At 47.2% G+C, this 24,820-nt stretch carries 18 protein-coding genes, 2 pseudogenes and 1 riboswitch; of the genes and pseudogenes, 8 read left to right on the top strand and 12 right to left on the bottom strand.

All coding sequences use genetic code 11. The features are described from left to right. Window positions 1–152 precede the first annotated feature (152 nt). From DW083_RS01920 to cbiD, 5 genes are read left to right on the top strand one after another with little or no spacing between them, the layout of a single operon-like run. On the top strand, window positions 153–1,817 hold the full coding sequence (locus tag DW083_RS01920; protein WP_122331241.1) for an AMP-binding protein: 1,665 nt from the start codon (window positions 153–155) through the stop codon (window positions 1,815–1,817). 45 nt (window positions 1,818–1,862) lie between these two features. Then, a complete protein-coding gene (cobJ, locus tag DW083_RS01925) occupies window positions 1,863–3,275 on the top strand; it encodes a precorrin-3B C(17)-methyltransferase (protein ID WP_122331242.1) in 1,413 nt (470 codons plus the stop codon). After that, window positions 3,272–4,531, top strand: a complete 1,260-nt coding sequence (gene cbiE / locus DW083_RS01930; RefSeq protein WP_122331243.1) for a precorrin-6y C5,15-methyltransferase (decarboxylating) subunit CbiE — start codon at window positions 3,272–3,274, stop codon at window positions 4,529–4,531. Before cobJ ends, cbiE begins: the two co-directional genes overlap by 4 nt. After that, entirely contained in the window at window positions 4,524–6,398 is a 1,875-nt protein-coding gene (gene cobM / locus DW083_RS01935) for a precorrin-4 C(11)-methyltransferase (RefSeq protein ID WP_122331244.1), read from the top strand. The genes cbiE and cobM overlap by 8 nt, the downstream gene beginning before the upstream one ends. Before the next feature lie 2 nt (window positions 6,399–6,400). Then, entirely contained in the window at window positions 6,401–8,263 is a 1,863-nt protein-coding gene (cbiD, locus tag DW083_RS01940) for a cobalt-precorrin-5B (C(1))-methyltransferase CbiD (RefSeq protein ID WP_122331245.1), read from the top strand. On the opposite strand, the gene DW083_RS01945 is transcribed toward cbiD, so the two are convergent. The 7 genes and pseudogenes from DW083_RS01945 to DW083_RS01970 all read right to left on the bottom strand — a co-directional run bounded on the left by DW083_RS01945 (window position 8,264) and on the right by DW083_RS01970 (window position 16,073). Continuing rightward, on the bottom strand, window positions 8,264–8,938 hold the full coding sequence (locus DW083_RS01945; protein ID WP_122331246.1) for a hypothetical protein: 675 nt from the start codon (window positions 8,936–8,938) through the stop codon (window positions 8,264–8,266). A gap of 62 nt (window positions 8,939–9,000) precedes the next feature. After that, the gene (locus tag DW083_RS01950; protein WP_122331277.1) at window positions 9,001–10,008 is read right to left on the bottom strand and encodes an ABC transporter ATP-binding protein; all 1,008 of its coding nucleotides are present in this window, start codon (window positions 10,006–10,008) and stop codon (window positions 9,001–9,003) included. After that, window positions 10,008–11,045, bottom strand: a complete 1,038-nt coding sequence (locus DW083_RS01955; RefSeq protein WP_122331247.1) for an iron ABC transporter permease — start codon at window positions 11,043–11,045, stop codon at window positions 10,008–10,010. The genes DW083_RS01950 and DW083_RS01955 overlap by 1 nt, the downstream gene beginning before the upstream one ends. 9 nt (window positions 11,046–11,054) lie before the next feature. Next, the gene (locus DW083_RS01960; RefSeq protein WP_122331248.1) at window positions 11,055–12,218 is read right to left on the bottom strand and encodes an ABC transporter substrate-binding protein; all 1,164 of its coding nucleotides are present in this window, start codon (window positions 12,216–12,218) and stop codon (window positions 11,055–11,057) included. A 6-nt stretch (window positions 12,219–12,224) separates the two neighbouring features. Beyond that, window positions 12,225–12,349, bottom strand: a riboswitch (cobalamin riboswitch). Between the two features lie 128 nt (window positions 12,350–12,477). Then, window positions 12,478–12,627 (bottom strand): hypothetical protein, encoded by a 150-nt coding sequence (locus DW083_RS22205; protein ID WP_167451642.1) that lies wholly within the window; start codon window positions 12,625–12,627, stop codon window positions 12,478–12,480. Window positions 12,628–12,784: 157 nt separating this feature from the next. Next, window positions 12,785–14,428: a DUF6377 domain-containing protein gene (locus DW083_RS01965; RefSeq protein ID WP_122331249.1), complete on the bottom strand. Its 1,644-nt coding sequence runs from the start codon at window positions 14,426–14,428 to the stop codon at window positions 12,785–12,787. A 59-nt stretch (window positions 14,429–14,487) separates the two neighbouring features. Then, window positions 14,488–16,073 (bottom strand): annotated as a pseudogene (locus tag DW083_RS01970) (carboxylase). A 209-nt stretch (window positions 16,074–16,282) separates the two neighbouring features. Between DW083_RS01970 and DW083_RS01975 the strand changes: the two are divergent. The 3 genes from DW083_RS01975 to DW083_RS01985 are packed head-to-tail and all read left to right on the top strand — an operon-like array spanning window position 16,283 to window position 18,490. Further along, window positions 16,283–17,353 (top strand): GNAT family N-acetyltransferase, encoded by a 1,071-nt coding sequence (locus tag DW083_RS01975; RefSeq protein ID WP_122331250.1) that lies wholly within the window; start codon window positions 16,283–16,285, stop codon window positions 17,351–17,353. A 4-nt stretch (window positions 17,354–17,357) separates the two neighbouring features. Beyond that, window positions 17,358–18,023: a DUF4919 domain-containing protein gene (locus DW083_RS01980; RefSeq protein WP_122331251.1), complete on the top strand. Its 666-nt coding sequence runs from the start codon at window positions 17,358–17,360 to the stop codon at window positions 18,021–18,023. Between the two features lie 2 nt (window positions 18,024–18,025). Further along, entirely contained in the window at window positions 18,026–18,490 is a 465-nt protein-coding gene (locus tag DW083_RS01985) for a hypothetical protein (RefSeq protein ID WP_122331252.1), read from the top strand. A gap of 77 nt (window positions 18,491–18,567) precedes the next feature. Here the strand turns inward: DW083_RS01985 and DW083_RS01990 are convergent. The 5 genes and pseudogenes from DW083_RS01990 to DW083_RS02015 all read right to left on the bottom strand — a co-directional run bounded on the left by DW083_RS01990 (window position 18,568) and on the right by DW083_RS02015 (window position 24,778). Further along, window positions 18,568–19,523: pseudogene (locus DW083_RS01990) on the bottom strand (ABC transporter permease). Then, window positions 19,516–20,256: an ABC transporter ATP-binding protein gene (locus DW083_RS01995; protein ID WP_122331253.1), complete on the bottom strand. Its 741-nt coding sequence runs from the start codon at window positions 20,254–20,256 to the stop codon at window positions 19,516–19,518. The pseudogene DW083_RS01990 and the gene DW083_RS01995 overlap by 8 nt, the downstream one beginning before the upstream one ends. A 3-nt stretch (window positions 20,257–20,259) precedes the next feature. Further along, complete coding sequence (locus DW083_RS02000; RefSeq protein ID WP_122331254.1) at window positions 20,260–21,405, bottom strand: NEW3 domain-containing protein; 1,146 nt, start codon at window positions 21,403–21,405, stop codon at window positions 20,260–20,262. A 970-nt stretch (window positions 21,406–22,375) separates the two neighbouring features. After that, the gene (locus tag DW083_RS02010) at window positions 22,376–22,609 is read right to left on the bottom strand and encodes a hypothetical protein (RefSeq protein WP_122331256.1); all 234 of its coding nucleotides are present in this window, start codon (window positions 22,607–22,609) and stop codon (window positions 22,376–22,378) included. A gap of 1,296 nt (window positions 22,610–23,905) precedes the next feature. Then, on the bottom strand, window positions 23,906–24,778 hold the full coding sequence (locus DW083_RS02015; RefSeq protein ID WP_122331257.1) for a PepSY-like domain-containing protein: 873 nt from the start codon (window positions 24,776–24,778) through the stop codon (window positions 23,906–23,908). Window positions 24,779–24,820: the final 42 nt, after the last annotated feature.

Below are 24,820 nucleotides of genomic sequence, written 5' to 3' on the forward strand. Positions count from 1 at the left end.
AGTTTCCTCGGCGTGAAACTTTTGTTTCCTCGGCATGAAACTTTTGTTCCATAGGCATGAAACTTTTGTTCCCTGCCTATGGAATTTTTGTTTCTTTGTTATCTTTGCAACATTCTCCCGGGATTCCCGGTTCTTTTTAAAACTGTATCAATATGGATAATCGTTTCTTAGGCCTTATAGAGAGAAGCATCAAGGAGCATTGGGACCTCCCCGCTTTCTCCGATTACAATGGACATACTTACCATTTCAAAGACGTTGCCCGCCGGATAGAGAAGTTCCACATCCTGCTGGAACATGCCGGTATCAAAAAAGGCGACAAAGTGGCCATCGTCGGGCGCAACTCGTCCAACTGGGCGATCTGCTTCTTCGGGATACTTGCCTACGGAGCTGTTGCCGTGCCGATCCTGCATGAGTTCAAGCCGGATAACATCCACCATATCGTCAACCATTCGGGAGCGAAAGCCGTACTGGCAGGTTCCAACAACTGGGAGAATATGAACGAAAAGATGATGCCGGAGGTCAGACTTTTCATGATGCTGGACAACTTCTCCATCATCGACTGTAAAAACAAGGAGGTCCGTACCGTGCGTGACCGCATCAACGAGTATTTCGGCAAGAAATATCCGCGCTCTTTCAAGGCCGAAGACGTGAAATATCATGTCGAAGACCCGGAAGAATTAGCGGTCTTGAACTATACATCGGGAACAACCAGCTTTTCCAAAGGCGTCATGATTCCCTATCGCAGCCTGTGGAGCAACACGCAGTTCGCCTACGACCGCCTGCCGTTCATCCATCCGGGAGACAACATCGTCTGTATGCTGCCGATGGCGCATATGTACGGGTTGGCGTTCGAGGTGCTGAACTCCGTCAACAAAGGTTGCCACGTCCATTTCCTGACGCGTACGCCGAGCCCCAAGATCATTGCAGAGGCTTTCGCCACGATTCGTCCCGCACTGATCCTTGCCGTTCCGCTTATCATTGAAAAGATTATTAAGAATAAGGTATTCCCTGAACTCGAAAAGCCGCTTATCAAGCTGCTGCTGAAAGTGCCCTACGTAGACCAGAAGGTAAAAGACAAGATCGCCCAGAAGCTGAACGACTCTTTCGGCGGAAACTTCGGCGAGATCGTGATCGGTGGAGCTGCCATCAACAAAGAGGTGGAGACATTCCTCAAATCCATCAACTTCCGCTATACGGTCGGCTATGGCATGACGGAATGCGGGCCGTTGGTATCGTATGAGCAATGGGACACGTTCAAACAAGGTTCTGTCGGCCGGATCGTCGACCGCATGGAGGTACGGATCGACTCGGACGATCCGGAGAACGAAGTCGGCGAAATACTAGTCCGCGGCATGAACGTGATGCTGGGTTATTACAAGAACCCGGAAGCGACTAAGGCAGTCATGATGCCCGACGGCTGGCTGCGCACCGGCGACTTAGGGACGCTCGACGCCGACGGCTTCCTTTATATACGCGGACGCAGCAAGAGCATGATACTGAGTTCCAACGGACAGAATATCTATCCGGAAGAGATTGAAGACCGCCTGAACAATATGCTTTATGTCGCCGAGTCGATCATCATCTCACAAGGCGGCAAACTGGTGGCGCTGATCTATCCGGACTGGGAACAGGTGGACAAGGCCGGCATGCAACACTCCGAGATCGAAAGGCTGATGCAGCAAAACGTCGACCAGCTGAATGCCGAAATGCCGGCCTACAGCAAAGTCTCCTGTTTCAAGCTCTACCAGGAAGAGTTCGAAAAAACTCCGAAGCGGAGTATCAAGCGATATTTGTATCAACCGGCGGAAGAAAACTAAATATAAATCGTACCTTTGCTTCTATTATCTACAAACAGATTATATATGAGCAAAGGGAAAATCATTGTCGTCGGTATCGGCCCAGGAAGCCGTGAAGATATAACGCCGACGGCATTGTCTGCCATCAGGCAGTCGGATGTCATCATCGGATATAATTATTACTTTCAATTCATACAAGATATTGTCCGTCCGGACGCCCAGTGCATCGACACCGGAATGAAGCGCGAGAAAGCACGTGCCGAAGAGGCCTGCAAACATGCTTTGGAAGGAAAGACGGTGACGGTGATCAGCTCCGGCGACGCCGGAATCTACGGAATGGCTCCGCTGATCTATGAGATGAGCGTGAAGCAAGAAGCATCTCAGTTGGAGATAGAAGTAGTGCCCGGCATCAGTGCTTTCCAGAAAGCGGCTTCGCTCCTGGGAGCTCCTATCGGGCATGATCTCTGTATCATCTCACTTTCCGACTTGATGACGCCTTGGGAACGGATTGAGAAACGCATACAGGCGGCAGCTATCGGAGATTTCGTGACGGCCGTCTACAATCCGAAAAGCGAAGGACGTTACTGGCAGTTATACCGCCTGAAAGAACTCTTCCTCGAAGAACGCGATCCCGCGACGCCTGTCGGTTACGTTCGCCAGGCCGGACGTGAAGAGCAGGTTGTCAATCTGACTACGCTTGGCGAGTTCGACCCTGAACAGGTTGATATGTTTACGGTCATCCTGATCGGGAACTCGCAGTCATATATCGCAGGCGACAAGTTCATCACACCACGCGGCTACTACGGCGAGATCAAGATGAACAAGGATGTCGGTATCGGTCAGGACATCATGATTCGCAGTTTCCGCACGATAGAGAAAGAACTGAAGAATAAAGAAATCCCCCTCGACAAGAAGTGGGCCCTGCTCCACGCTATCCATACGACCGCCGATTTCGACATGGAGAACATCCTGCGGGTCGACGACAATGCCGTCACCTCCCTGTACGGGCAGTTTAGCCAAGGCGAAGTACGCACCATCATCACCGATGTGACAATGGCCGCTTCCGGCATCCGGAAAGGAGCTTTGCAACGAATGGGGATCGAAGTGAAATGTTATTTGCAGGACGAACGCGCCATTGCTTTGGCTGCCGAAAAAGGTATTACCCGTACACAGGCGGGCATCCGGCTTGCGGCGAGCGAACATCCTGATGCATTATATGTTTTTGGCAATGCGCCCACGGCGCTGATAGAACTTTGTGACCTGATAAGGAAAGGGAAAGCCACGCCCGCCGGCATCATTGCCGCTCCTGTCGGTTTTGTACACGTACAGGAATCCAAACACATGGTAAAACCGTTTGTCTCCATTCCTAAACTCATTGTCGAAGGACGGAAAGGAGGTAGCAACCTGGCCGCAACTTTGGTAAACGCTATACTTTGCTACAATGACGCAGAACAATTAAAACCAGGTAGAGACGTATGAACACAAGAGAAATAGTAGAGACTTACGGCAAAACGCACATCTATATGGTCGGTATGGACGATAATCCACAACCCAAGCATATAGAAGTAATCATCAAGAGTATCAAACACGACAATATCTTCTCCGGAGGAAAACGGCATTATGAGATCGTGAAGCCTTTCCTGCCCGCCGATGCGGTATGGATCGAGATAAAAGCGCCGATAGACGAGGTTATGGCTGAATACAGCCGGCTGATTCAGGAAGACAAAGTGATAGTCTCCTTCGTTTCGGGCGACCCGTTCTTCTTCGGCTTCGCTTCCACCGTCCGGAAACACCTTTTAGGGGTCGGCATGAAAGTATTCCCTTATTTTAATTCCTTGCAGATGTTTGCCCACCGGGAACAGATAGCCTACGAGAATATGCACGCCGTGTCCGTCACCGGACGCCCTTGGCACGAGCTTGACCGGGCGTTGTTAGAATACCATCCGCTGATCGGCGTGCTGACCGACCATGTCCACACACCTGACGCGATTGCTAAAAGAATGATGGAATACCATCTGGACAAAGACTACACAATGCGGGTTGCCGAACATTTGGGCAATCCGGATGAAGAAAATATCTATAAGATATATTCTATCGAGGAAATCAGCCGGATGAGCTTCAAAAGGCCGAACTGCGTCTTGCTGTTCAAGGCTCCGCATTGCAACCGGCAACGTCCGGCTGTCGGCATTCCGGACACGGAATTTCTCTTACTGGATGACAGGGCAAAAATGATCACCAAAGCGCCGATCCGCACAATCGACCTGAGCCTGCTGGAGCTGCATAACAGCCGTAGCTTCTGGGATATTGGCGCCTGCACCGGGTCTATCTCGATCGAGGCGCGCCGGCAATATCCGCATCTTCACATCCGGGCTTTCGAAGTGCGGGAAGAATGTGAAACGATCATACAATCCAATGCACGGCTGCATAGCGCTCCCGGCATCGACCTGCATATAGGCGACTTCCTGAATACGACTATCGAAGAGAATACGATTGTAGATGCGGTCTTTATCGGCGGGCATGGGGGCAAACTGAAAGAGATGGTCCGGAAAATCGTTCCTCACCTGGATTCGCTGAATGGTAAGATCGTATTCAACTCCGTATCGGAAGAAAGCTGCAAACTGTTCCGGGAGGCGGTTGAAGAGAACGGTCTGAAGCTGCATTCGGAGATGAATATCACGCTCGATCAATATAATCCGATAACAATACTTTGCGCAACCGGTAAACATTATGTATAAAGATTCTTTGAATATCATTGTAGTGTCGGCAAGCAGCCTGCCGTTAGCACGCAAGATACGGGACGGATATCCCGGAGAGACAGTTATTTATAGCAAGGACATAGCGGATGATATCTGCCAGTTCTCCTCCTTCGAGGAGCTGACAGGCGAGTTGTTCGCAGCATCCGGAAACCTTGTTTTCATCGGGGCAATGGGTATTTGCGTGCGGAGCATCGCACCTTATATAAAGAGTAAATATACAGATCCGGCGGTTGTCTGCATCGACAGTACCGGGAAGTATGTCGTATCGGTCCTCTCCGGGCATATAGGCGGGGCAAACAGCCTGACGCACGTATTGGCCCGGATACTGGATGCCGAGGCAGTCGTTACGACTCAAAGCGACAACCAGGGGCTTTGGGCTTTGGATACTTTCTCCAAACAGTTCGACTGGGAGACGGATATATACGACCGGAAGGCCGGCACGCAAGAGTTTCCACAGAAACTGATGAACGAATGCATTTCACGATTCGTCAACCTGAAACCGACAGCCCTTCTGCTCGATGTCCGTACAAAAGATACGGACTATCTGGAACAGACCTGCCCTTCTCATGTGGACATATTCTATCACTATCCGGATATCGATATGGAGAAATACGAACAACTGATTACGGTCAGTCCCTATTTCTACGGAGATTCACCGATTCCTTGCCTGTCGTTCTTCCCAAAGGTACTCCATATGGGCGTCGGCTGTAAGAAGGGACTGGACGATATGGATGCTTTTACAAAAGAAGTAACCCGGCATCTATCCTCCTTTCATATCAATCCGAAAGCCATTGCGGATGTATCGTCCATCGACCTTAAAAAGGACGAACCGTTGCTCAACACCTTTGCAAAAGAGTATCTGAAGTGTCCGTTTAAGACTTATCCGGCAGAGGAACTGAATAAGATCAACGTACCGAATCCCTCTTCCAAAGTAGAAGATGTCACCAGCTCGGCAAGTGTCTCAGAAGCAGCTGCCATCCGGAGTGCGGAAGGCGGCCCGTTGATTATCGAAAAACATAAAGGACAGACACGGGATGTATGCGACTTCACCTTTTCAGTTGCTCTGGACAAGTATGCGCAGCGTCAGGAAGAGAAACAGGGACATATCGAAATCGTAGGAGCCGGACCGGGCGATCCCGAATTGATCTCCATCCGGGGCAGGCGAATGCTGGAAAAGGCAGACTTGATCCTGTATGCCGGCAGCCTTGTCCCGAAAGAACTGACATTGTGCGCCAAGAAAGGGGCTACAGTGCGAAGCTCTGCCGACATGAATCTGGAAGAGCAATTTATGTTGATGAAAGAGTTCTACGACAAAGGTTTGTTTGTAGTCCGACTGCACACAGGGGATCCTTGTATTTACGGAGCGATACAAGAGCAAATGGCCTTCTTCGACCAATACGGAATGAGCTACCACATCACGCCGGGAATCTCCTCTTTCCAAGCCGCCGCAGCTGCCCTCCGCTCCCAGTTCACCATACCTGAAAAGGTACAGACGATCATCCTGACACGTGGCGAAGGACGTACGCCCATGCCCGAGAAAGAACAACTGCATAAGCTGGCTGCCAGCCAGAGTACCATGTGTATCTTTCTCAGTGCCGGAATTGCCGAACAGGTGCAGAAAGAACTACTGGAACATTACCCGCCGACGACGCCGGTTGCCGCCTGCTACAAGCTGACCTGGAAAGACGAACGTATTTACAGGGGCGAACTGAAAGACCTGGCGCGGATCGTCAAGGACAACAACCTGACGCTGACAACCCTGCTGGTCGTAGGCGACGCCATTGATAACCGAGAGGGACTTTCCCGCCTATATGCAGACGAGTTTAAACATCTATTCCGGAAATAAGTATGATTCTGATTCTGGGAGGAACAACAGAAGGGCGCAAAGCCATCCAAGTAGTAGAAAGTGCCGGTAAGTCTTACTACTACTCGACGGTAGGCAATGAGCAAACGATCGAAACAGCTCATGCCATCCGAATCACGGGCGGTATGCAGGAAGAAGAGATGACGGAGTTCTGCCGTGAGAAACAAATCTCATTACTGATAGACGTCGCCCATCCTTTCGCCATCCAGTTGCACTGGACACTTGCCAAAGTTTCTTCCAGACTGCAAATCCCGGTTGTCCGTCTCGAAAGGCAATATCCCGCACGGGACGGACGGCTGATATGGTGTGTGGACTATGCAGACGCCATCGACCGCCTCCGTGCCGACGGTATCCGTGACCTGCTGGCGCTGACAGGTGTAAAGACGATCGCCAAGCTGCGTCCTTATTGGGAAAAGACGCCCTGCCGGTTCCGTATCCTGAACCGGGAAGAGTCACTCTCACTGGCCGATGCAAGCGGTTTCCCCCGCGAACGGCTTGTCTTTTTTAAAGAGGGAGAAGATGAAAAACGATTATTCGAACAGCTCCGCCCGGATGCGATCCTAACGAAAGAAAGTGGGGAAAGCGGTTATTTCAACGAAAAAGTGGAAGCGGCACAAGCCTGCGGGATTCCCGTTTATGTCATCCAACGGCCTGCCCTACCTGAGACATTCACCTTTGTACAAGGCGTAGAAGGATTGCGGAAGGCTATTGAACGGCTGGCGCCGGACTTCTTCCCACTCCGCAGTGGCTTTACAACCGGGGCTTGTGCCACTGCTGCAGCCAAAGCGGCATTGCTGGCATTGCTGACGGGAGAAGAGCAGCCGGACAGCCGGATTACACTGCCGTCGGGCGAATGCATCACGCTTCCGGTAGCCTCGACCGAATGGGAGGATAAGGCGGCACAATGCACTGTCATTAAGGATTCGGGTGACGATCCGGACGTGACAAACGGCTGTTCCATCATAGCACGTATCGAACTGGTAAAAGCGGACTCAAGCTTTGCCGGGAAAGGCCATACCCCTTCTATCCTGTTCAGAGGCGGTGAAGGGGTCGGCACAGTTACCCTTCCGGGCCTGGGACTCGAAATCGGCGGCCCTGCGATCAATGCTACTCCACGCCGGCTAATGACAGAAGAGCTAACCAAAGTGTTACAGGAAAACGGCCTGGCCGGCCAGACTAAAGAAGTAATCGTCACAATATCCGTCCCCGGAGGGCAGGCATTGGCCTCCCGAACCTTCAACCCTAAATTAGGGATCATTGGCGGAATCTCCATCATCGGTACTTCGGGTATCGTCCGCCCTTTCTCCAACGAGGCTTTTATCGCTTCCATCCGCAAAGAGGCAGAGGTAGCCAAAGCAATAGGCTGTTCCCGCCTGGTCATCAACTCCGGCGCTAAAAGCGAACGCTTCCTGAAAGCGGACCTGACAGGCAAACTTGACAGGGAACTTCCCCCGCAAATGTTCATCCACTATGGGAATTTCATCGGCGAGACATTGAAGATTGCTTCCGAACTGCACTTCAAAGAAGTAATCATAGGCATCATGATCGGCAAAGCCGTCAAACTGGCGGAAGGGGCATTGGACACGCATAGCAAGAAGGTCGTCATGAACAAATCCTTCCTGAAGGTACTCGCCGCACAAGCCGGATGTACCCCCGAAACAATCATTCGGATAGATTCCCTGACCCTGGCTCGTAAGCTATGGGAGCTGTTCGATCCGGCCGGGCAAGCACGTTTCTTCCCGCTTCTGCTGCGGAAATGCCAAGAACATTGTGCCCCCCTGCTACCGGATGGAAAACTGTCTATCTTATTGATCTCGGAAAATGGGGAAATACCTTACCGGATGTAATCACTCGAACACAACATCTTTATTTTGCACGTATGAGACATCGATCTTTCCACCGGCGTCGCCATTGCTTTCCTGCAAAGGTAATTTCCTGACACGGCTCAGATATAGCGTTCCATTAGCAGCCGAGGTCGGGTTTGTAAAGTTCAGCGTGATAGAGGTCGCGCCCTCCTGCGTATTGTTGAGGTCATAAACGCCTCCGCTATAGGTGAGATGCGCCTGAACATATTCGTCTTTCCCGATCGGATTGCCTTCCCAAGTGATAACCGTACTTCCGCTTCCCTTGATAGTCGTAAATGATTCGGGAATGGCTATCGGATCGACATCTTCGATAGAGACCTTATTCGTGTACACCTGGCCTTTCCAACGGGTGAAAGTAAAGGTAACCGAATCCAGTCCGGGTTCCGAGAGCATATACATATAAGTACCCTGTCCTAAGAAATCCGGTTCCTTCCCGTTGAACAGGATGTCTTTATCCGGCAGCCTCAGGCTCACACCTTCGCTGTTATACTTGTTGAAGTTTGCACCTATATGCGTATGATTCTGCGTAATATTGTATTCGACACCCAGATTCTGGTAGAAAGGGACTGACGGATCAATCTCGCTCGGAGCATCATCCCCGCAAGAGGTAAGCACACCCGCAAACAGCAGGGAAACATAAAGAAAATACCTTTTCATATCGTTTAGTTTTTCAGCGTTTGACAATCTGTCTACTGATAACAAACGGAAAGGGAAGTTTGTTAAAGATGGGTAGATATAATCTGTAAGAGCTCCTCTATAGTCCCGGCATTGCGGACTTGTTCGTCAGGCAAATGAACAATAAATGTAGAGGTTTCTCCCGTCGTCTCTATCCAAGCGGACGATTCCACACGACGGTCGGCACGTATGCCGTTTCGTTGGAGGGCTTTGCGAACCATTGCGTATTTCTGCCCGTGTCCGTTCAGGCGTATTTCTGTTAAATATTGGTTATCGATGCGGAACAGGCCGGTCTCGGTGTCGAACACAATCCCCTTGCGGGCAAAGAAACCGCTCAAGTGACCGCTTAAAGCCAAGTCTTCGGGGGTTCCGGTCGTAATACCGTTAGCCTTATCCATCAGCCAGATTTTATCAGCAATCTGTAAGGCCAGTTCCAGGTCGTGCGTAGACAGGAAGATCGTCTTGTTCGTGCTTCTTGTCAAGCGATGAAGAAGTTGCATGATTTCCACCTTGCTCGGGAAGTCAAGGAAGGCAGTCGGTTCATCCAGAAAGATTACAGGCGTTTCCTGGGCAAGCGCTTTCGCGATCATCACCTTCTGCCGCTCTCCATCAGACAAGGTATGTACCATCCGGGAGGTGAGGTTTTCTATTTTTACCAAGGCGATAGACTCTTCCACAATCCGTTTGTCTTCCTTGCTTAACCGCCCCCAGAAGCCGGTATAAGGACTGCGCCCCATCCCGACCAGCTCATGCACGGACATATTCCGGATATCGCATTTCTCGGTCAGCACGACGCCGACAGTCGTACTCAGTTCTTTATCCGAATAGCTGTCGACATCACGTCCTAAGACAGAAATTACCCCTTCTATCTTTGGTTGGAAAGCGGATAAAGTGCGCAACAACGTCGACTTCCCCACCCCGTTCGCTCCTAACAGGCACGTCAATTCACCACTGTAGATGCGGGCCTGTATATGGCTTGCGACCAGTTTAGTATCGTTCTTCGACTGATAGCCGATAGAGAGGTTATCTATATGGATTGTATCTTGTTTCATCATTCGTTCAGTTCGTTCTTACGTTTGCTGAATAGTACGGAAGCAATCACCGGAGCACCGACCAGAGCCGTCACCGAATTGACCGGCAAAGCTCCCTCGAATCCCGGCATACGGGCAATCAGGTTACAAACCAGCGCCAATGCAGCCCCGGCAAACAATACGGCAGGCATCAATATCCGGTGGTCGGATGTCTGGAAGATCGCCCGGCAAAGATGCGGAACCGCCAACCCTAAAAAGATGATAGGACCGCAATAAGCCGTTACGATAGCTGTCAGCACGCCGGCCGAAGTGATCACCAACAAACGCGCCCGCTTAATATTCAACCCTAAGTTACGGGCATATCCGTCTCCTAACAACATCAAGTTCAATGTCTTTATCAAAAGAAAAGATAACGGAATAAGAATCGCCATGATTGCGACAAACAGCATCATCTGATTACCCGATACACGGGAGAAGCTACCCAACCCCCAGATCACATAAGCACGGATATCCTCCTCCACACTGAAAAACTTCAGCACGCCGATCACCGCATTCGCCACATATCCGATCATCACACCGATAATCAATAACGTCACATTCCCTTTTACCTTTTGCGAAACATAGACAATCAACGCCATCACCGACAACGAACCGATCACCGCCGCAATAGAAAGGGCAATCTCTCCCATAAACCCCAATTTGCTAAGCGCCACACCACCCAGGCTTCCGCTTAACAGCACCACAAAGGCAACCCCCATACTGGCACCGGAACTGATGCCCAAAACGGACGGTCCAGCCAGCGGATTCCGGAAAACCGTCTGCATCTGCAAACCGCTTATCGCCAGACCTGCTCCTGCCACCAATGCCGTCAGGGCTTGCGGAAGACGGGATTTCCAGACAATATTCTGCCAGGTCACCGGTTCCTCTCCTATTCCGCATACGATATTCCAGACAGACTTCAACGGAATAGATACCGATCCCAACACCAGATTGAGGAACATCAAAACAAGGATAGACGCCACGATCAGCAACATCAGAAAAGTAGTAGAGTGTCTCATCAACGTAGCTTATTTTAGTAGTGCGTAATAAACAGGCGTATGGCCGGGCAACAGGTCCGGATGGAAGATATGCAGCAGGTCGGCCAATACAACTTCCGGCTCAGTCGGCATGCTTTCGTAAAAAGGAGTATCTTTCATATTGCAATAGATGATGCCTTTTTCCTTGAAAGCCCGGAAATCTGCATAGCGCGGGTCCTGGTCTTGCAGGGCTTTATAGCTGAATGTACCTGGATAGCTGTTCACGATGCGCCAATAGTCGGCCTCGTCACCCTGGTTATAGACAGTCTCGAAGTCGAGTATCACACCGCCCGATCGTTTGTCGTCCTTCAAGAAATAATCGGCTCCGGCATCTTTAAAGAGTTGTGCCAGGAAACTCTCGCCTCCCACGGCATACCAGTTTCCGCCTCTCATCTCACCGCTCAGAACGACCGGACGTCTCTTTACCTTTCCTTCCGCCGTCAAAGCTTTCAATTCATTATACCGCGTTGCTATGGTCGAGAAGGTTTCATTCGCCTTCTGTTCTTCGCCCAGCAACAGACCTACGAACTTCACCCATTCCGCCTGTCCTAACGGCGTCATCTCCTTATATCCCAAATGGGGGATCAGTGGAATACCGACGTCTTTCAAAGTTTCATATCCACCCCGCTTAAAAGGTGAAACGAGAATCAAGTCCGGATTCATACTCATGATCACTTCATTGTCGAAATTTCCTTCTATACCGATCTTGGCAGTTTTCCCGCTCTCCAACCGTTCATTCATTTTTTTGTTAAACAAATGCCGCGTGCTGGTAATTCCCACAACTTTATCTAAGGCATCCATTTTAATAAAGTTGGATAGTTGAAGGGATGTCATACAAATAACACTCCGGATAGGCGTCTCGATCACCGTATATGATTCAGGGATACCCGCCGGCTTAGTCCCTCTCTTGACAAGTGCATAATGAAAAGTCGTACTTTCTTCATTCTGCGGGTCCTGAATATCCAACAAAACATATCCGTCATTGTAAGATACACTAAAACCACGGGCATATTCCGGCACAATACGGACGGTAGCAGAATACGCATTTTGTTCGGCTACTTCTTCCTTTTCAGTCTGCCGGTTGTTATTGGTTGTGCACGATGATACAACCAATAACGACAGAAGCAGGCAACATCCTACCAGACACTTTTTCATATTCAATTTATTTTATTTCTTGCCGACAAGTCTTATCCTACCCCACGGGAACGCGTGGTCTGTCCGGGATTCCCACCCGGTTCCCTTTTAATCCTTATCCTGAAAAGGATAATGAAACCTGTTTCAACGGCAAAAGTAATAAGAAAAAAAGAATCCCCGCCACTTTCATTTTAGAAAGTTCGGGGATTATCACAAACAGCGTACCCTAAAAACATTAAACCGGGTATTTATATATAAGAGAATACCAAAAACACTTTCTTTATTTATGCGACACAATACACGCCTTCTCCTGCTCAATTCGAATCGTTCCGGCAGCAAGAATCAGAGTAACAACTAAACCGATACAGGCAATTATAGCGATTATCTCCGTACTTTTGCGGGATAGAAACTCCCCTATGTTCTTCTCCATGCGTATTACTTTTTGTGTGATTCAAAATTAAGCAGAAAGAAAAGACAAAACAGGATCAGTGAACAAATAAGTGGACAAACAAAAATATTAACACACTATATTACAGCATAATAATTCAAAACAATATTACTAAAAAAGTGGATTAGCAGTGAAAGGATTAATGTATTTCACGCACCAAATTCTCAAAATCATCCCGGGAAACACAGGCTTTGTTTTTTACCTTCGCCCTATAGTTGTAGATCGTGTTAACCGAATAACGAAGAAATTCTGCAATCTGGGAACTATCATTAATGCCTAAGCGAATCAAAGCAAAAATACGGAGTTCCGTGTTCAACAACTCATCCCTCTTCAATACGATCTGTTCGTCTTCCTGCAAAAGCGCATTAAACTGCGCCACAAAGTTAGGGAACAAATGAAGGAATGCCGTATCAAAATTCTTATACAATTCATCCAGTTCCGCGTTCAGCGCATTAGAAGAACGGGTAATTTTGGCAAGCTCCTCTATCTGTCCGGCACAGACTTTCTTATTGACCATACGGCGGTAACCATCCAGCTTATCGATATAAGTAGAACATAGCTTTATGAAACGTCCGATATATTCCTCTTTAATCTGGTTGGATTCGGAAAGTTGCCGGTTGGCCAACTGCAAACGTGCGTTCATCTGATGCAACTCCCCGTTCAGAACCTTTAACTGCCCGTTTGTTTCCTGCAAATGATTCCGGGCTTCCGCCAGGCGTTTCATCTGCCGGTAGATATAAATAACGGCAGATATCAGTAACAAGGTCAGCAAGCTGATCAGAGCCAGGTAGGTCACCAGCATCCCGTTCTTTTTCTCGATCGTTGCCTGATAGTTCTTGTCGATCAGCGAAAGGATATCAGCGCTCTGCCAACTTCTCGAACGGGCCCGGAACCGGTTTGTCTCATCCCAGGAAAAACGGATATAGTGATAAGCACGTTCTATATCTCCATCCTTGAGCAATAAATCGGCCAGCATCCACAGAGAAGCATGATCCGTGATGGCAGATTGCACGTCTGACAGAGATGACAGAGCCAAATAGAGTTTCTCTTTCTCCCGATTCCCCTCCTGACGGTAGATCATGGCACGTTGATAAGAGGTCAGTGCATACTCCGGAGAGCCGAAAGGCACTCTTGCCAGCCTGGCATCGTTTATCCGGCAAGCATCTTCCATACGTCCGTCTGCTCGTAAGACAAGTTCCTGCAACTCAATCCGCTTGTCTACACCTTCCGGCAGTATCCTTAATAAGGAATCGCGATAAGCCAGAGACAAATCCCCATAACGGCGTTTACTTTTCGGTTCACGGGAGTTCCCCGATATTTCCCTGTAAACATGTTCCTTACAAACGTAATAATCCTGAATAAGGGAGGAGGGTAACTGCTCCCGCCGGATATCTCCCAACATATCGACAGCTTCCTGATACATGCCGGCAGTAGCAAGCAATGAAGATAAAAGAAATATACTTTTATATTCTCGTTCACGGTCATGAAGCTTACGGGCAATCTCGACGTTTTTATTCAGATAATGAACCGCAGAATCACACATATAGGATTTATACTCCCGGAAAATACTATCATTCAACTGATAAGCGGCAGGAGAGACAGGCGCGGCATTTACTGTTTTTTCCTTCAGGACACGGATACGGGCTTCCCTTGCGTTCTTATATATCTCATGCCGGAGGATTGTCTGATCCAGACGGATCAATATTGAGTCGAGGTTATTGTCCGCAAAAGCTATATTTGCAGTAAAAAGTAAAAACAAAATTATCCTCCACCTCTCTCTCATATCCTATCGGGCTTACATCCGGCAGACAAATGTAAGACAAAAAAAGTTTTCCCCGGTCATCAGACCGGAGGAAAAGTAGTATGCGCCCGTTTCTGTTTCTTTTTTGCCAGAAAGTGATGTGCCATCATCGGGAAAAGTTCCAAAAGCAAAACCTCTTTTTCATTTTCCGCCAACTGAACACCGATTTCTTCTATCACAGGATTCTCCTGCATCTCATAATCCGAAGGATCATAAGGAACCTCGTCTCTCGACCCTGTAATCATCAACCGGAACTCCGGATCGACAGGAACAGGCGTCTTTCCATATTCCCCTTTGACTAAGGCAATAAACTGATTGGAAGGGTGGCTATACAACGGACGTCCATTCAACAAGTCCTGTGCACATGAAACAGCTTGTGCCGCGATAATTTGGCTGGTCGGTGTCACCAAAGGCGGCAAACCGGCATCCATACGCACCTGGGGGATCAATGACATTGCTTTTTCCAATAAATCCAACTGACCCAGCTGTTTCAATTGGGCGATCATATTCGTGTACATCCCTCCCGGTATCTGGGCTTTCTTCACCAATTCATTCGGCTCGGGGAAACCGAAATATTCTTCTATCGCATGGCAGAATATAAGCAAATCGTCCTCTTTATCCTTCCGCGCCGCCTCGATCGCATCATTAAAGAAACGGTCTACTTCCGTCGGAATTTTATCCGTCAACGGATTAAACGGTTTCGGCAATTGTTTTGCCATATCGAAAGAAGACAGTTCCTTGCGGATATCCAGCAAATGGGCGTTAATTTTCGTAATCACTTCCATATTAATATCCAGTTCAATCCCCATTTTCTTACAGAACACATATACCAGTTCAACAGCCGGAGCTGCCGTCCCGCCGGCAAAATACCAGATATTGGTATCAACAATATCCACCCCATTGACGATAGCCGCCAGAACAGAGGCCAGGCCATAACCGGGCGTACAGTGAGTATGGAAATCAACCGGAACTTTCAGGTGTTTTTTAAATAGCCGCACAATCTCCGCACTTCTCTCAGGAGGAAGCAGACCGCTCATATCCTTGATCGTAATCATATCTGCCCCTAAAGCCTCCATCTGAAGTGCCTTGTCGAGGAAATATTCATTCGTGAAAACTGGCTTGTGCAGAGCATGTCCATGCAAAGCAGCTTGATCCTTTCTACAGCCGAATGATGCGGATCGATCGTGTAGCAGACAGCACAATCGGCTATCCCTCCAAAACGCTTTACATATTTTACTGTCGACTTGATGTTTTCCACATCATTCAGAGCATCAAATATACGCATAATATCCAATCCGGACTCAATGGAATTACGGCAAAATCCTTTGATTATCTTATCCGGATAAGGATCATAACCGAACAAGTTACGCCCACGTGAAAGAGCTGCCAACTTAGAGGCATTACCGACGGCCGCTTTTATTTTCTCCAACCGTTCCCAAGGATCTTCTCCCAAATAACGCATAACAGAATCAGGCACTGCGCCTCCCCACACTTCCATCGCATAAAAACCGGCTTTCCGATAAAAAGGAAGCACTCTGTCTATTTGCTCCTGTGACATCCGCGTCGCAAAAGCAGATTGCTGACCATCCCGAAGAGTCAGATCCCGAATCAATAGTTTTCGTATCATACCTAATAAATTGTTTAGACCGTTTCAGACTTAAATTTATCTTTATAACAAAAATTAAACTGTTTTGATTCCGATTACTGGGTTAAGAATAGCAAATGTTTATAAAAACTGAATTCTATTTCTCATTTTAACATATTGACAAAAGGTATTGAGAAAAAGAAAAATAAGAGTATCTTTGATGTTCATAAAGAACAAAAATCAGAGACTTAATGGAATATTCAGACAACCCCAACATCTTTCGTAAAGCAGAAGAAACAGATACAGAACGGATATGGCAAATCATCGAACAGGCGAAAGCGCAAATGCGCCGGCTCGGCAGCCAGCAATGGGATGAAAATTACCCGTCCATCGAAAATATCCGGCAAGATATCCGGGACGGAAACGGATATGTGATCTGCCGGGAAAACCGGGTTGTAGCTTATGGTGTCGTATCTTTTGACGGCGAACCTGTGTACGAGCAGATAAAAGATAAATGGTCGAACGATTTGCCGTATCTCATCGTTCACCGGCTTGCCATCGCCGACGAGATGAAACGGCAAGGCATGGCGAAACAGTTCATGTTGCAGGCCGAAGAAGTCAGCCGTCGGAAAGGGATCTACAATTTCCGTGTCGATACAAAATATGACAATGCTTATATGCTCCGGTTGATCGATTCACTGGGCTTCAACTATTGTGGCGAAGTGTATTACCGGAACAACAGTGCCCGAAAAGCTTTCGAGAAAACACTCCGTCCCCATTCCAATCCGATCGGAGTTCCCGGCTACACAATCCGGGAAGCGACTTATGAAGATGCCGGCATCATTTTCGAGGCGATCGACAAGAATCGGGATGATCTTCGCACTTGGCTCCCGTTTGTGGACAGTCTTCAGAGCGTAGCCGATGAACAGCAATTTCTGCATCCTATACTGGCGACCCCTTATGAAAAACGTGATCCGGTATTTATCTTGGAACATGATACAGATATCTGCGGATTAGCAGGTTTCCATTTCTCCGATCCATCTAATCACCGCACCGAAATCGGTTATTGGCTGCTCCCCGCCTATCGTGGTAAAGGAATTGTGACAAACGCAGTCCATTTCCTCTGCCAGTGGGCTTTTCATGAGCGAAATATTAATCGCATCCAAATCCGCTGTGCTGTCGACAACCATCCCAGCAACGCCATCCCCAAACGCTTAGGATTTACCCTTGAAGGAACGGAACGGGAAGGGGAATTGTTGCTGTCGGGAGAATATACGGATATCAATATATACAGTTTACTGAAAAACGATTTTAAACAATAAGGTCATGGCAAGAATTTTAACGGGAGTAATACTATTCTTTATTACCAACACTTTTACTGCTTTTGCTCAAAATGAATTTATGCAAATCGATTATGCTGAAATGGAGCGATTTGTCAAAGATGAACGTATCGAATACGATCTTTTACTCACACGCTTTGAACAAGGAGATCCCACTCTTTCCAAGGAAGAAGTAGCCCAAATCTATTATGGATTTCCTTTTACTAATGAATATAACAGTTTCGCACTTTACATGAATATAGATAAAGCCTACTCAAAAAATGATTTTGCAACGGCACTTCCTTTGATTAAGCAAGAACTCAAAAAGAATCCGCTTTCTTTAAGCCTGCTTATTAAAGCAATGACATGTAGCATAGCACTGAAAGATCCCGATTTGCAATCATATCTCGAGAACACTTCTCTGCGTTATCAACAAATCATCCAAGCGATTTTAGCAACAGGTAATGGCGCCAGTACAGAAACAGCATATAAAGTGATATGCGTATCGGATGAATATGAAATCATTTTTAAACCGCTTCAAGCAAAATCCATTCAACAACAAGCCATCCTCGAAAATAAATATGACGTATTCAACGTCAAACTTCCAACCGGAAAAACAAAAATATTTTTCGACATAAGCATATCTTTTCGTCATTTACAACAACTACAATAAATATGGAACCAGAAATCCAATTAAACGAACACAACAAAGCGGAGTATCCACCTATGCACACAGCCGAGCATATCTTGAATCAGACAATGGTGCGTATGTTTGGTTGTCCGCGCTCGAAGAATAGTCATATCGAGAGGAAAAAGAGTAAATGTGATTATGAGTTGGCGGAAGAACCGACTGCTGAAATGATGGCAGAGGTGGAACGCCGTATTAATGAAGTGATCGACCGGCATCTGCCTGTTACCATAGAGTTTATGCCCAAAGCAGAGGCAGGAGCCCTTGTCGATCTAAGTAAATTGCCGGAAGATGCAAGCGAAACATTGCGTATCGTCCGGATCGGCGATTACGACGTTTGTGCCTGTATCGGTACACATGTCGGCAACACATCCGAAATCGGGCATTTCAAGATGCTCACCTACGATTATGCTGACGGACGGTTACGCATGCGTTTCAAATTGACAGAATGAAATAATATGCCAATATGTTAATGTGCAATATGCCAATTGAGGGAAATTTCCTGTTCATTGGCATATTGGCACATTATTTACCTGGATCGTACCTCCTTTCTCATAAATGAGACATACGACAAGCCGAAGCAGACAACCGTTGCAGCAATCAGCCCCGTCAACTGAGGCCAGACAACCAAAAGGCTCTGTCCTAAAGGCAGCGGGCTGGGGATTGCACCATGTACCTGCTCCATCGTCAGCGGACCAAGGCTGCGCACCGAAGGCATCAGCAACGTCATGGTCGCCTCATTGAACAATTCGCTCGGGGCAAAACGCAGCAGATTCAGCATAAACCGCTGGTAGGCAATCACCTGATAGTCGGAAGCCCAAGCCGAAGGCTCAACGCCTTCCCTACCAGATTCACGATCATATTATAGAATACGCTGAAAAACAGCCATATCGCCACACATGCCAGCGCCGAGGTAGCCGCCTGCTTGAAACGGATTGAAAAGAAGATTGACAGGTTCAACCAGAACGCCACATAAAAAAGACTCACGATCAGGAAGAAGACAACCCGCATAAACTCTTCAGCCGTAGGCGGAATCCCGATCGCAATCAATCCGAAACCCATCACTAAAAAACCCAGTACAAACAGCATAATACCAATCACGATCAGAGCTGCCACAAACTTGGCGTTAATCAGGTAATCCCGGTGGATCGGCTGGGACAGGATACGGCTCAACGTCCCCTTGTTCTGTTCCGAGTTGATAGCATCGAATCCTAACGAGATTCCCAACAAAGGCCCTAAGAAGCTGATAAACACGACAAACGAAGGTAGCGTCCCATCCGATACCGTGAACAGTTTCAGGAACAGGAAAGCCCCGTCCGGATCATTCGGCTTTATCGCTTCGCGGATATTTGTAAGAGCCGTATATAAAGACCCCATGCAAGTCAGCGCAATGATAACAATCAGGATGATAAAGCGCCAACTTCTCACATAATCGGTTATTTCCTTATTGACAATAACCCAAAAAGGATGATTCGTATTACTCATGGCCGTGCCCTCCTCCGAAATACTGGTTATAGATATCGTCAAGCCCATGCTCGGTCTTGTGCAAATCGGTCAACTCGACTTCCGCCAATAACCGGCCACCACCAAACAACCCGACGCGGTCGCACACCTGCTGTACCTGGTTCAGATGATGGGAAGAAAACAGTACGGTCAATCCCTCTTCCCGGCTCAGTTGCAGGATCAGATCCATAAACTCCTGTACACCCGCCGGATCGATACCCGAAGTCGGTTCGTCCAAGATGATTACTTCCGGACTCTTGATCAGCACATCGGCCAGCCCGAGGCGTTGCCGCATCCCTTTGGAATATTTACCCGCCTTCTTGTCCGCCTCTTTTGCCAGACCAACCCGTTCGAGCAGTTGTTCCGCTTTGGCACGTCCCTCCTTCTTACCGATCCCGTTCAAAGCTGCGGTATAAAGAAGGTTCTCGATGCCTGTCATATCCTCATAAAAGCCAACGTCTTCAGGCAGGTAGCCGACTTTCCGCTTGACATCGACCGGATGAGTTGTCGAGCTGATGCCACACACATTGACCGAACCCGAAGTCGGCTCCGTCAGTCCTAACATCATCAGGATAGTCGTCGACTTTCCCGCCCCGTTAGGTCCCAGCAGCCCGAATATTTCACCTTTGCGGATATTCAGGTTCAAGTCGTTCACAGCAGTAAAGTTCCCGTATTTCTTCGTCAAACCGGTAAGTTCGATCACATACTGGCACATCGCTTACCTCCTTCCATATTTACGGAACAGATAATAAACGCCACCCAGTACGATCACAATAATCAGAACTCCTAACCATCCGTAAATCATCGGCGTACGGACAGAGATTCGGAATTCGGCAGTCGTATTCACTTCCGGCGTCTTCGCGGTCATCTTGGTTACATAATCGCCCGGGAGGGCTTTTTTAGAGGCTTTTATTGTCGCCGTCACATTAGTTGTACTGCCGGCAGTCATTTTCTCTATTTTAGAAGGTTCGAAAGTCACTTCCCAATCGACCGGCTTGCTGGCAGACAACTGTACATCCTTCAACTCGGCAGATCCGTTATTACGCACCACCAGATCGATGCGCTTCGTATCCCCCGCCGTAATATCCGTACTCAACAGGCCACGCGAAGTGGTCAGTTCTATATCATAGGAACCGGTGACAACGACCTCCAGCTCTATATCGGCTGAAGTCGAACTGGTTGTCGCATGAATCGGTATTTTATAACTGCCGGCCTGTACGGTCGCAGACGGAGTTATATCGATACTGATATTTTCCGTCGCATTGGCTTCCACCTGCGCAGAAGTGGCCTGCTTGCCACCTACCCGGAACGTCACGTTCCATCCTCGCGGAGCTTCCGCCATCAGCGCATAAAGTTGTTGGTCGGCTGTCTGGTTCTTCAGCGTGGCGCTGAAATTAAAGGTTGATTTTGAATTGCCCTGCATATTGGGCTGCTTTGTCGTAAAGTCCGTCTGGTAAGTACCCTGCTCGGAAACGGTCACCGTCAACGGAAGTTCGACCACTCCGGGAGCAGTCACGGTAAAATGATATGTTCCCTTATTGACCTTAAACGGAACATCGACTTTCAACGAGAAATTCTTTTTTTCACCTGGCAGAACAGATATCTGGCTCACCGTCCAGCCGCCGGCCTTCATCTCATATTTCCACCCTCGCGGCATTCCTTCCACAAGGATAGAAGCATTCTTCACTTCGTCACTGTTATTAATGACGTCAACACTGTAATTGATAGACTCTCCCGGCGGAACCGCAATCTGAGTGTAGGGAGTGTACAACATCACGTTTTTCTCTGCGCCATTTGCGCGTGTACTCATCACAAATAATACAAGTACGAGTACAAGTAGTAAATTAAGATGATTAGTTCGCATTTTTATAATAATTTTCTCACAAAATAATTATCAATAGGCGGTGACAAATATATAAGTCTTCCGTATTACTGACTATTAAAAGTTACAAAAAAAAATTATCACAATATCAAACAGAGAGGTATCAACTCTAAACTTTCAACTCCCCCCAAAGGGAAGCTTATTGTATAAAACGCATTTTTCAGGCTCGAAAGACATCCGAAACAAAACAAATGTTAATCCACTTTTTCAACCTCAAAAAGGGACTTTTTCCTCTTTTTTGAGCGTTTTTAGTCATTACGACCGTCCTCTTTGCCACCGCGACCGTGCTAATGTGTAGTGCACTCGGCACCTCGCGAAGATTAGGACGGTCGTAATGGCGATTTGGACGGTCGTAATTGAAAAGAGGACCGTCGTAAGGGCAAAAAAGCACCTGAATTTCCTTGGGATATTTGGGACGCCGTCCGTTTTATTTTCAAATATTCGATTCTCCGGGAGTTAAGGTTTATCACTTTGTCGGCATTTATGCTTCCGGCAATCAAAAAGAATGCATTTCAGAACGGGCTGCGCACCTCACCCCACCTATTGTCAGACAGGAAGGGATAAACAATGAAAAGAGTCAATCCAAAATCGATCAAGATTTCAGACGAAATAGAAAAACAGTCGAAAATGGGGGTTATTGTAATCTATCAGGTTTACAGGAGGTCCAAAACTTGACAAAAGTGAGCTATAAATGATGATTTATCGGTGCGTTTGCTCGTATTTACCGGACGCAGACGGGCGCAGATTACGCAGAGGAACGCAGACTTATTTTCTTTTAAAACAATAAATGATCTGCGTTCGTCTGCGTCGTCTGCGAAATCTGCGTCCGGTAATACAAACATAGCGACACCCCATTAAATCATCATTTACAGGTTCACAATTTCTTAGTTTTGGACCTCCTGCAAATCTAATGAATATTACAATAACCCCCTATTGGGGCGTTTTTTCTATTTCATCCGAAATCTTGATCGATTTTGGATTGACTCTTTTTGCGGTTTAAGCTCCTCTTTCTGACAATAGGAAAAACGAGGTGCGCAGCCTGTTCCGGAAAGCGTACAATTTGATTATCGAAAAGCGGAAACGCCGTCAAAGTGATAAACCTTAACTCTCGGAGAATCGCCTGTAGCAAAATAAAACGGACGGCGTTCCAAATATCCCAAGGAAATTCAGGTGCTTTTTTGCTCATAAGACGGTCCTCTTTCCAATTACGACCGTCCTAATCTCCATTGCGACCGTCCTAATCTTCGCGAGGTGCCGAGTGCACTACACATTAGCACGGTCGTGGTGGCAAAGAGGACGGTCGTAATTGCTGGAAATGCTCAAAAAAGGCGAAAAGGTACCTTTTTGAGGTCAAAAAAGTGGATTAACATTTGTTTGGTTTCGGATGTCTTTTGGAACTAAAAAATCCGTTTTATACAATAAGCCCCCCCTGCCGCAGGCTCTCTTTTGCCATTGATTTCAATCAACGGGTTGACAAATTCCCGGCTTTGCCGGATTCCTCTGTGGGTTTGAACCCCCTTTCAAATACCTACAAGTAATCCTATTAAAGGGACTCAAGTCCACAGAGGAAGAGGCTTCGCCTCTAAGCTCTAAAACCGTTCGTTGAAACGAAACGGCAAAAGAGAGCCTACGGCAGGGGGCTTATTGTATAAAACGTGTTTTTCAGGGTAAAAAGACATCCGAAATCGAACAAATGTCAACCCACTTTTCAACTGTCAAAAAGGAGCTTTTTTCTATGATCAGGCACCTTATCGCCATGAAGAGGGACTTTATCGCTCTAATCCGGAACTTTGTTGCTCTGAAATCGGACTTCATATAGCACGAAGTCAACCTTCAGAGCGATGAAGCGTTACTTCAAGGCAATTTTCTGCGCACCTCACAGCAATAAGCCTCCAAAATTTCCTTGGGATATTTGGAACGCTGTCCACCTTCGTTCGCAAATATTCGATTCTCCGGGAGTTAAGGTTTATCACTTTGACGGTATTTCCGGTTCTCGATAATCAAATTGTACGCTTTTTAGAATAGTCTGTGCACCTTGTTTCAGCTAATGTCAGCCGGAGAGAGCAAAACCGTGAAAAGAGTCAATCCAAAATCGATCAGGATTTCGGACGAAATAGAAAAACAGTCGAAACAGGGGGTTATTGTATATTTCTCAATTCGCAGAAGGTCCAAATATAAGAATATTTGAATCAAAAGAGCAGGCTTCGTAGGGGCAGTTCGCGAACTGCCCAGATAGCGACAGGATATATTTGTTGACACAAAGGGGGTGTGTCAAAAGTAAGTTCTAACGCTTTAGCGTGTCATTGCGGGCTTGACCCGCAACCTCATACTAAACTGATTTACAATGATTAGGATGAGATGGCGGGTCAAGCCCGCCAGGACACAGACGCTATAAATAGGACTTTTGACACACCTCCCTACGAGGCCTGTTTGTTATATATGCCAAGATGAAACGGCCAGAAAAACAGGAAGAAATATAAAACTAAGGCTTTATATCTTCACTAATCGTGTAGCCTAAGTCGCTGTCACTATTTTTATCCTGGAAAAAATAAGCATTTCCCCCGGGTGTTTCTACATAATAGAGATTTGTATAGACAAAACCCGGATCGTCACGTTTCAGAACTTCAGCTACATTATCCGGAATTTCCGTGTCCAAGCTGATTTCATATCTTGTTTCACTCCAGAAACCTCCATCCGTCATGGTTCCCCCTCTAAAGGAGACACATTTAAGAGTATCATTATGAAGTATATAATATTTATAAATACTGGCATCGTTTGCATATCCCCTAACTTCAGAACCGTTATATTTCCCGGCAATAAAATCAAAATGATCTTGAGGCAGGTTTACAAAGCAACGCGGATCATTCGGTGTCGACATAAACAGATCCAAATACATTCCATCATCATTGATAAATACATTATGTTCCATATCTTCGACCATCTTCCAGCGATACTTGAAGTGTAATGTGTAAAGGCTTTTACTCACTCCAGCACGTTCCGTTTTGTAAATATCCTCGATCTTAGCATCAGAATATCCGGCATTAAAAAAAGATTCCAACACTTCCAACGGGAGTTGTTGGATACCGGCAACTTTCGTATGAGTCATTTTCCAGACCTCACCTGTGTACCAGATAGATGCTTCATTTTTATCTTTGTCTACAAAATCTATTTGGCTTACACCTTCCGAATAGTCCTTGTAAGCCGAGATTTCAGCAGAAGGACATCTTTCCGCAAAATCACTCTTGATTCCCGCCGGTATTTCTTCTTCAGTTACCTGATTGTCCTTTTCACATGCAGTAATAGACAGGAACAGGATGCATGCCAAAGCATAGTAAAGACAGTATATTTGTTTCATGCGTTGATATATAAAAGGTTCTTACTCTAAGAATTATTACAA

It is taken from the genome of Parabacteroides sp. AF48-14, assembly GCF_003477465.1.
GTDB lineage: Bacteria > Bacteroidota > Bacteroidia > Bacteroidales > Tannerellaceae > Parabacteroides > Parabacteroides acidifaciens.

What these genes read in the sequence shown, in the direction of transcription:
- DW083_RS01955 (WP_122331247.1), bottom strand. Translation starts at nt 11,045, where the DNA reads ATGAGACACTCTACTACTTTTCTGATGTTGCTGATCGTGGCGTCTATC.
- DW083_RS02010 (WP_122331256.1), bottom strand. Translation starts at nt 22,609, where the DNA reads ATGAGCAAAAAAGCACCTGAATTTCCTTGGGATATTTGGAACGCCGTC.
- cobM (WP_122331244.1), top strand. Translation starts at nt 4,524, where the DNA reads ATGTATAAAGATTCTTTGAATATCATTGTAGTGTCGGCAAGCAGCCTG.
- DW083_RS01945 (WP_122331246.1), bottom strand. Translation starts at nt 8,938, where the DNA reads ATGAAAAGGTATTTTCTTTATGTTTCCCTGCTGTTTGCGGGTGTGCTT.
- DW083_RS01920 (WP_122331241.1), top strand. Translation starts at nt 153, where the DNA reads ATGGATAATCGTTTCTTAGGCCTTATAGAGAGAAGCATCAAGGAGCAT.
- DW083_RS02000 (WP_122331254.1), bottom strand. Translation starts at nt 21,405, where the DNA reads ATGCGAACTAATCATCTTAATTTACTACTTGTACTCGTACTTGTATTA.
- DW083_RS01965 (WP_122331249.1), bottom strand. Translation starts at nt 14,428, where the DNA reads ATGAGAGAGAGGTGGAGGATAATTTTGTTTTTACTTTTTACTGCAAAT.
- DW083_RS01995 (WP_122331253.1), bottom strand. Translation starts at nt 20,256, where the DNA reads ATGTGCCAGTATGTGATCGAACTTACCGGTTTGACGAAGAAATACGGG.
- DW083_RS01980 (WP_122331251.1), top strand. Translation starts at nt 17,358, where the DNA reads ATGGCAAGAATTTTAACGGGAGTAATACTATTCTTTATTACCAACACT.
- DW083_RS02015 (WP_122331257.1), bottom strand. Translation starts at nt 24,778, where the DNA reads ATGAAACAAATATACTGTCTTTACTATGCTTTGGCATGCATCCTGTTC.
- DW083_RS22205 (WP_167451642.1), bottom strand. Translation starts at nt 12,627, where the DNA reads ATGGAGAAGAACATAGGGGAGTTTCTATCCCGCAAAAGTACGGAGATA.
- DW083_RS01950 (WP_122331277.1), bottom strand. Translation starts at nt 10,008, where the DNA reads ATGAAACAAGATACAATCCATATAGATAACCTCTCTATCGGCTATCAG.
- DW083_RS01975 (WP_122331250.1), top strand. Translation starts at nt 16,283, where the DNA reads ATGGAATATTCAGACAACCCCAACATCTTTCGTAAAGCAGAAGAAACA.
- DW083_RS01960 (WP_122331248.1), bottom strand. Translation starts at nt 12,218, where the DNA reads ATGAAAAAGTGTCTGGTAGGATGTTGCCTGCTTCTGTCGTTATTGGTT.
- cobJ (WP_122331242.1), top strand. Translation starts at nt 1,863, where the DNA reads ATGAGCAAAGGGAAAATCATTGTCGTCGGTATCGGCCCAGGAAGCCGT.
- DW083_RS01985 (WP_122331252.1), top strand. Translation starts at nt 18,026, where the DNA reads ATGGAACCAGAAATCCAATTAAACGAACACAACAAAGCGGAGTATCCA.
- cbiE (WP_122331243.1), top strand. Translation starts at nt 3,272, where the DNA reads ATGAACACAAGAGAAATAGTAGAGACTTACGGCAAAACGCACATCTAT.
- cbiD (WP_122331245.1), top strand. Translation starts at nt 6,401, where the DNA reads ATGATTCTGATTCTGGGAGGAACAACAGAAGGGCGCAAAGCCATCCAA.